Origin of the sequence: Neobacillus sp., assembly GCF_031988165.1 — a bacterium.
Taxonomy (GTDB): Bacteria; Bacillota; Bacilli; order Bacillales; family Cytobacillaceae; genus Neobacillus; species Neobacillus rhizosphaerae.
In genome coordinates this window covers 1-6,462 of the sequence record NZ_DALZYO010000083.1, presented here as the reverse complement: position 1 = coordinate 6,462, position 6,462 = coordinate 1, and the positions used below count along the sequence as shown (strand labels likewise).

Genomic DNA, 6,462 nt, shown 5'->3' with positions numbered 1-6,462 from the left:
ACTCTAGTCGCTAGGGCGCTGGAGCTGGACAATTCTCAAAGTCGAAAATTTGATACTTTCTTATATAAAAAAAAAGGCAGGCTGAACCAGCCTGCCTTTTGAAAACAGACATAATAGGGGGAAGCAAAAAGTGGAGCAAATTTTACTTGAAATAGATAATCATATAGCTCTAGTAACCATTAATCGTGCTGATGCACTCAATGCTTTTAATTACGAAACCCTGCTTGAATTACAAAAGAAGGTAGAAGATATTCGGATTAATCCGGATGTTCGGACGGTCATTTTTAGTGGATCGGGTGAGAAGGCCTTTAGTGTCGGTGCTGATTTAAAAGAGCGAAAAAACCTCACGGATGAGCAAGTGAAACGGAATTTGTTTAAAATCAATGAGGTTTTTAATGCGATTGATCATCTGCCACAGCCAACTATTGCGGCCATAAATGGTTTTGCTTTTGGCGGCGGGCTGGAGCTTGCATTGGCCTGTGATTTTCGCTTCGCTGCAAAAGAAGCATTAATGGGTTTAACCGAAACCAGTCTTGCGATTATTCCTGGTGCTGGTGGGACACAGCGGCTTCCTAGACTTATAGGCCAGGCGAAGGCGCTAGAGCTCATCTTAACCGCACGCCGGCTTACAGCCGAGGATGCTTTCCATTTTGGACTTCTTACGAGGGTTGTTGATAGGAAAGATTTATTGAATGAGAGCTTGACCTTTTGCTCGCAATTGCTTGCAAATGGACCTATTGCCTTACAGCAAGCAAAGTTTGCGATAAAAAACGGAATGAATACAGATTTAAATACAGGGCTGCAGATTGAACGAAAGGCATATGAGGTGACACTCCCAACAGAAGATCGATTTGAGGCCCTACAAGCCTTTGCTGATAAAAGAAAACCTGTCTTTAAAGGGAAATAAACATTGCGCCCGCCATATTTATTTTGTTTTAAAAGCCTCTGTTTTGCTGACTTTTTTTTTGTGTTCTAATTCCTCCTTTTTTAACTAAACTAAGTATAGAGAGGCTGTACACAAAGGAGGACAAATCATGGTAAGAAAAATGGGGGTCTACGTAGTTTTGGCCTTTGTCCTATATGGATTATTTTTTTATTGGTATTTATTTTATTTTAGCGAATCAAAATTACCATTTGAATATGCAGGGACAAAAGCTGACCCAACTACATTTCTAAATGGAAGAGAGCTGATGTTGAGCGAGGAGTATTCGAAAATAAGGAACCTTCTGTTTTTCTTATCGACTCCGTTCGAATGGCTTTTTTATTTCCTTATTTTATTATTTGGTTTTTCAAAGGCATTTAAGCGCTGGGCAAAGAAGTCCACTAAGTACAGGCTGCTTCAAACAGCCATTTATCTGATCTGGTTATCCTTTTTTGCCTTTTTAGCTACATTTCCTTTAAATTATATTAGTTATTCATTATCAAAGACGTATCATATTTCAACCCAAACCTTTGCCTCCTGGATGAAGGATGAGTTAATTGACTTTTGGATTAATTATGGGACCTGGTTAATCATTGTTCCGGTTTTATATTGGCTGATGAAGAAAAGCCAAAAGCGCTGGTGGCTTTATGGGTGGCTTTTATCTGTCCCCTTTACACTATTTATGATGTTCCTTCAGCCAGTGGTCATCGACCCATTATACAATGATTTCTATCCTTTAAAAAATAAGGAACTGGAAACGAAGATTTTGACACTGGCCGATAAGGCGAAGATTCCCGCCAAGCATGTATTTGAAGTAAATATGGCAGATAAAACGAATGCATTAAATGCCTATGTAACTGGAATTGGCTCCAATGCCAGGATTGTCCTTTGGGATACGACATTAAACAAACTTTCAGATAACCAAATTTTATTTATAATGGCCCATGAAATGTGCCATTATGTCGAGAAACATATTTATTTTGGAATTGGCGGTTATCTACTTCTTTCATTGCTTGGGCTGTATTTGACCTATAGACTAATGAATTGGGTGGTAGTCCGGTGGGGGAAGGAACTGAGAATTGCAGATGTAAGTGATATTCGTTCACTTCCGTTATTTTTTATAGTTTTGTCTATGCTGTTATTTGCGTCAAGTCCATTAACAAATCTCGCGTCTCGTTATGAGGAAACACGAGCTGACAGATATGCGATTGAAATGACCAAAAATCCCGAAGCAGCGATTACATCTTTTCAGGAATTAACCAGGTCAGGACTTAGTCAGGTGAATCCACCATTATTAGTTAAAATTTTCCGGTATACTCATCCTTCCATGCTTGATCGCATTTCCAAGCTGGAAGAATACGAAATTAAACATCAAAACAAGGAATAAAAAATAAGGCTAATGACAATTTTCTTGTCTTTAGCCCTTTTTTATCAAAAGAAAGACCGTCTCGAAAGACGGTTCAGTGGAAGTAGGTTTTTAAGTGCCAAATCGTTTATTAATTTCTTTAAGCTGTTCAGATAAACGGAGAAATGAACCTTTGTCTCGATGATCGATGGCCAAGTCAATTTTACGCAGTAATTTATCCTTTTCAACTGTTAGCTGGACCTCAGATAAGAGCATTTCGATGTATAAATCTTGGACGAAGTTCTCTTTCATTCGATTGCGTTTCATGGCACCAAGCTTCATTAATTCCGTGTATGATTTTTCATTCATGAAAATCACCTCTGATGCTTTTTATTATTATATGGATTTTTTTGATTAATATCAATTAATAATTATAATTTTCTGAAAAATATTTTATTGACATGAATTTTGTGAATAAATTAGCAACAATTTAGAAATATAATGGAATTACAGACCAGTAGTGGTAAGATATGGTGGAAAATATTAAAAGGAGTTGAATGTATTGAAGCAAAAGCAAATTGAGGATTATGAAGTAAATTCATGCACAATGTTTATTCAACCAGTGGAATACGGAAGTAAAACCTATTCCCTGATTTATGAAGTCGAAGATGAATTTTTGTCTCCAGTAAAACCATTGGAGATTATCAAAAATAGCTGCGATTATTTTGGGGCAAACTATGAAAGCAGAAAGAGGGGCTCACGAAAAATAATTGGCAATAAACGAAAGGTACCAATTATGATTGAATCAACCAACCATCTCTTCTTTTTTCCTACCATTTCACCGAATAGTAAGGAGTGTATTTGGATTTCACACGAACATGTTGAGAATTATATCCGCATTGGGCCACACCAGACATCAATCACTTTCCAAAATAAACAATCCCACCACTTTCAAGTGCCATACTCTACGATTGAGCATCAAATGTTAAAGACCTCTTTATTAAAAACAAAGATATTGCAAAGAATAGAAAAAAATGAGAGGAAGTTATTTTACTTTTTGAACAGGACTAAGTTATCACATACCTCAGAAAGCTCTCATAAATACGATAGTGATTTTTATGTGAAAGATAAATAAGTACTAATGATTTCAAACGTTAACGGGATAGATGTTTTTTTAATAAATAAGTCTCCATTAATTCTTGAACCTTGTTGCGAATTCTCGGATTAAAGTAATTATGGTTTTCTTCATACCCTTTATAAATAAACATATACATCGTAAAGGCATCGTCCCGTTTTGTTTCAATGACTTGAAGGTTATTCTTTTTCATATACTGTTTTACCTCAGAGAGTTCCCCTTGCACGTCCTTCATCGTTTCCTCAATTAAATCTAAATAAGGCCTTTTTAATTTAAATGGGCTATTTTCCACAACAGACAAATCTCGGTTTAAGATGATTAGAAGCATCGGTAAATATAAAGCCTTCTCCATGATGTCACGATCATCCTCAGGAATTCTGGTCATCCTGTCATCCGCACCTTTCTATAGTTTTCGAACAAATGTTCCTATATAATTTTACTAAAAAGAACCGATAAAAGCAATAGAACTTTTCTTTTACAAAAGCTCGTCGACAATTGGCGGGCTTTCTGGGGCTAATCAGAAGTTATTTTCATAAATTCTGAATGCATAAGTGTGACTATGTCTCATGAACCGACAACGGCTCGACCATCGTCGAGTCTTCTTTATTGCAAAAATTGGCCAATATATGAGAAAGTTTTCATTAATAGAAGGATATCTGAAAGGGGAAAATGAATTTAATGAAGAAACCTTGAAAAAGAAAAAACAGTCATATATAGGTGAAGTTTAAAAACATAGCGAATGGGTGATAAACAATGAGAGCAGATAAACATCAAAATAGGAAAAAGAGAAGATGGCCGTCCATTTTGCTTGTATTCTTACTATTAATTGGTGCAGTGGCAGGTTATGCTTATTTCCAATATAAACAAGGCGTAAACCAATCATTAAAAAAAATAAATAAGGATAATAAACAAGCAAATGTTGTCTATACATTTGAAGGGAAAAAGGATCAGTATGGAGACACGAATATCTTATTGCTTGGAAGCGATGCACGGGGAAAAGAAAAGGCCCGGGCAGATACGATCATGATTGCTCATTATAACGAAGATAAAGGGACTTTTAAGCTTACTTCTATTATGAGAGATAGTTACGTGGAAATCCCAGGTTATGGCAAGCATAAAATTAATTCTGCCTTTGCCAGCGGGGGCCCGGAATTAATGAGGCAGACGATTAAACAGAATTTTGATATTGACCTGCAATATTACGCCATTGTGGATTTTCAAGGGTTTGTTCAGCTGATTGATGAAGCTTTCCCAGATGGTGTAGAAATAAATGTTGAGAAAAAAATGGAGAAAAATATTTATATGACGTTAGAGCCCGGTCTGCAAAAATTAAATGGTACACAAATGCTTGGCTATGTTCGCTTCCGTCATGATGCTATTGGAGATTTTGGAAGGGTGGAACGTCAGCAAAAGGCAATCAAGGCGATTAAAGACCAATTAAGTGGCTTCCAAACGATTACCAAACTCCCAAAATTAATTGGTGTCCTCAGTCCATACGTAAATACAAACATGGCTACTTCGGATATGTTATTTATTGGTAAGGACTTCTTTTCCAATAAAAAGGGCACGATGGCCACTCTAAGAATCCCAGTTGAAAATAGTTTTACTGAACCACGAATAAAAGGGGAAGGAGCCGTTTTGGATATTGATGTCGAAAAAAATAAACAGGCACTTCACCAATTTATTACACAATAGTAAATTTAAACCAAATAAAAAATAAAGGAGAAATGGGATGGACATTGAATCAATAAAAGCTTGGTTTACGCTTGAAAATATTATGAATCTGATACAGGAATATCGAGCCCTAGGTCCAATACCCGGAATATTGCTACCTGTCATTGAAGCATTTTTTCCGTTTCTCCCACTGTTTTTATTTGTAATGGCCAATGCAAATGCCTTTGGACTTTGGCTTGGATTTTTATATTCATGGCTAGGAGCGTGTATAGGAGCATTATTAGTTTTTATCCTAATCAGAAAATATGGACAAAGAAGGATATTTGCTTTTTTGTCCAAACACCCGAAGGTCCGTAAGCTAATGGACTGGGTGGAACGCCATGGATTTGGCCCACTTTTTTTACTGCTTTGTTTTCCATTTACACCATCAGCTGTCGTAAACATCGTTGCCGGTCTCTCGAAAATAAGAATGGCCCAATATATGTTGGCCGTTTGTATTGGAAAAATGGTGATGATTTTTACGATGAGCTTTATTGGTTATGATATTCGTTCATTGGTTACTAAGCCCTACCGGACGGTCCTGGTATTAATTATTATTTTTCTTCTTTGGTATGTTGGCAAAAGAATTGAAGGAAGAATGAATAAGGGAACGGAAAATGACCATAATGGAGAAATAGATAGAAACAAAGAAAAGGAGAAGAGGAGGAGGTTCTATGAAAATTGAATGGAAAAAGGAAGGCATGGAATGGGTTAAGGCATTCGCAATTGGAATTATTATTTTTGCTTTTATTCGTACATTTTTCTTTTCCAACTATGTAGTAGAAGGCGAATCAATGATGCCGACACTGCAGGATGGAAATAAGCTGGTTGTCAATAAGCTAGGGTTTCAAGTTGGGGAGTTGAATCGATTTGATGTCATTGTGTTTCATGCCAATCAGAAAGAGGATTTTGTCAAACGTATTATTGGATTGCCAGGTGATAAAATTGAATATCGAAATGATGAGTTGTATATTAACGGACATAAGTATGAGGAGCCGTTTTTAAAGGTTTATAAACAAAAAGCACATGGGATGAGGATAACGGGTGATTTCAGTTTGAAGGAAATTACCGGAGAAAATACAGTTCCTGATGGAAAAATATTTGTCCTTGGTGATAATCGACTAGGAAGCTGGGATAGCCGCCAATTCGGCTTCATCTCTATCCACCAGGTTGTTGGAAAGGTGGACCTGCGTTACTGGCCATTAAATGAAATGGATATTCATTTTTAAATGCATATTGTGAAGCGAGGAGCACGATTTAAAAATCGTGTTTTTTTAATATAAGAATTTATTACATTGGACTTCGAGAAATGTCCAGCTCCAGGCGCCATCGGCTAGTGTACTTCGC

9 protein-coding genes are annotated in these 6,462 nt (G+C 36.7%); 7 read left to right on the top strand and 2 right to left on the bottom strand.

Annotated elements, in window-relative coordinates:
• Positions 1-130 precede the first annotated feature (130 nt).
• Together RTR43_RS25300 and RTR43_RS25295 are read left to right on the top strand one after the other, a co-directional pair.
• Positions 131-907 carry an enoyl-CoA hydratase-related protein gene (locus RTR43_RS25300; RefSeq protein ID WP_312476781.1) on the top strand — a complete coding sequence of 259 codons (777 nt, stop codon included), beginning with the start codon at positions 131-133 and terminating at the stop codon, positions 905-907.
• 127 nt (positions 908-1,034) lie between these two features.
• Entirely contained in the window at positions 1,035-2,309 is a 1,275-nt protein-coding gene (locus RTR43_RS25295) for a M48 family metallopeptidase (protein WP_312476779.1), read from the top strand.
• A gap of 90 nt (positions 2,310-2,399) precedes the next feature.
• Here RTR43_RS25295 and RTR43_RS25290 read toward each other — a convergent pair whose 3' ends face one another.
• Positions 2,400-2,636 (bottom strand): IDEAL domain-containing protein, encoded by a 237-nt coding sequence (locus tag RTR43_RS25290; RefSeq protein ID WP_248733879.1) that lies wholly within the window; start codon positions 2,634-2,636, stop codon positions 2,400-2,402.
• Positions 2,637-2,829: 193 nt separating this feature from the next.
• Here RTR43_RS25290 and RTR43_RS25285 point away from each other — a divergent pair, with 193 nt between their 5' ends.
• A complete protein-coding gene (locus RTR43_RS25285; RefSeq protein ID WP_312476777.1) occupies positions 2,830-3,402 on the top strand; it encodes a competence protein ComK in 573 nt (190 codons plus the stop codon).
• Positions 3,403-3,421: 19 nt separating this feature from the next.
• Here the strand turns inward: RTR43_RS25285 and RTR43_RS25280 are convergent, their stop codons facing one another.
• Positions 3,422-3,787, bottom strand: coding sequence for a YhjD family protein (locus tag RTR43_RS25280; RefSeq protein WP_312476775.1), 366 nt, complete (start codon positions 3,785-3,787; stop codon positions 3,422-3,424).
• Positions 3,788-3,968: 181 nt separating this feature from the next.
• Here RTR43_RS25280 and RTR43_RS25275 point away from each other — a divergent pair, with 181 nt between their 5' ends.
• From RTR43_RS25275 to lepB, 4 genes are read left to right on the top strand one after another with little or no spacing between them, the layout of a single operon-like run.
• Complete coding sequence (locus RTR43_RS25275) at positions 3,969-4,130, top strand: hypothetical protein (protein ID WP_312476773.1); 162 nt, start codon at positions 3,969-3,971, stop codon at positions 4,128-4,130.
• 25 nt (positions 4,131-4,155) lie between these two features.
• A complete protein-coding gene (locus RTR43_RS25270; RefSeq protein WP_312476771.1) occupies positions 4,156-5,097 on the top strand; it encodes an LCP family protein in 942 nt (313 codons plus the stop codon).
• A gap of 37 nt (positions 5,098-5,134) precedes the next feature.
• Positions 5,135-5,800: a TVP38/TMEM64 family protein gene (locus tag RTR43_RS25265; RefSeq protein WP_312476770.1), complete on the top strand. Its 666-nt coding sequence runs from the start codon at positions 5,135-5,137 to the stop codon at positions 5,798-5,800.
• On the top strand, positions 5,790-6,344 hold the full coding sequence (gene lepB / locus RTR43_RS25260; RefSeq protein WP_312476768.1) for a signal peptidase I: 555 nt from the start codon (positions 5,790-5,792) through the stop codon (positions 6,342-6,344). Before RTR43_RS25265 ends, lepB begins: the two co-directional genes overlap by 11 nt.
• Positions 6,345-6,462: the final 118 nt, after the last annotated feature.

What these genes read in the sequence shown, in the direction of transcription:
- RTR43_RS25295 (WP_312476779.1), top strand. Translation starts at nt 1,035, where the DNA reads ATGGTAAGAAAAATGGGGGTCTACGTAGTTTTGGCCTTTGTCCTATAT.
- lepB (WP_312476768.1), top strand. Translation starts at nt 5,790, where the DNA reads ATGAAAATTGAATGGAAAAAGGAAGGCATGGAATGGGTTAAGGCATTC.
- RTR43_RS25270 (WP_312476771.1), top strand. Translation starts at nt 4,156, where the DNA reads ATGAGAGCAGATAAACATCAAAATAGGAAAAAGAGAAGATGGCCGTCC.
- RTR43_RS25265 (WP_312476770.1), top strand. Translation starts at nt 5,135, where the DNA reads ATGGACATTGAATCAATAAAAGCTTGGTTTACGCTTGAAAATATTATG.
- RTR43_RS25290 (WP_248733879.1), bottom strand. Translation starts at nt 2,636, where the DNA reads ATGAATGAAAAATCATACACGGAATTAATGAAGCTTGGTGCCATGAAA.
- RTR43_RS25275 (WP_312476773.1), top strand. Translation starts at nt 3,969, where the DNA reads ATGAACCGACAACGGCTCGACCATCGTCGAGTCTTCTTTATTGCAAAA.
- RTR43_RS25280 (WP_312476775.1), bottom strand. Translation starts at nt 3,787, where the DNA reads ATGACCAGAATTCCTGAGGATGATCGTGACATCATGGAGAAGGCTTTA.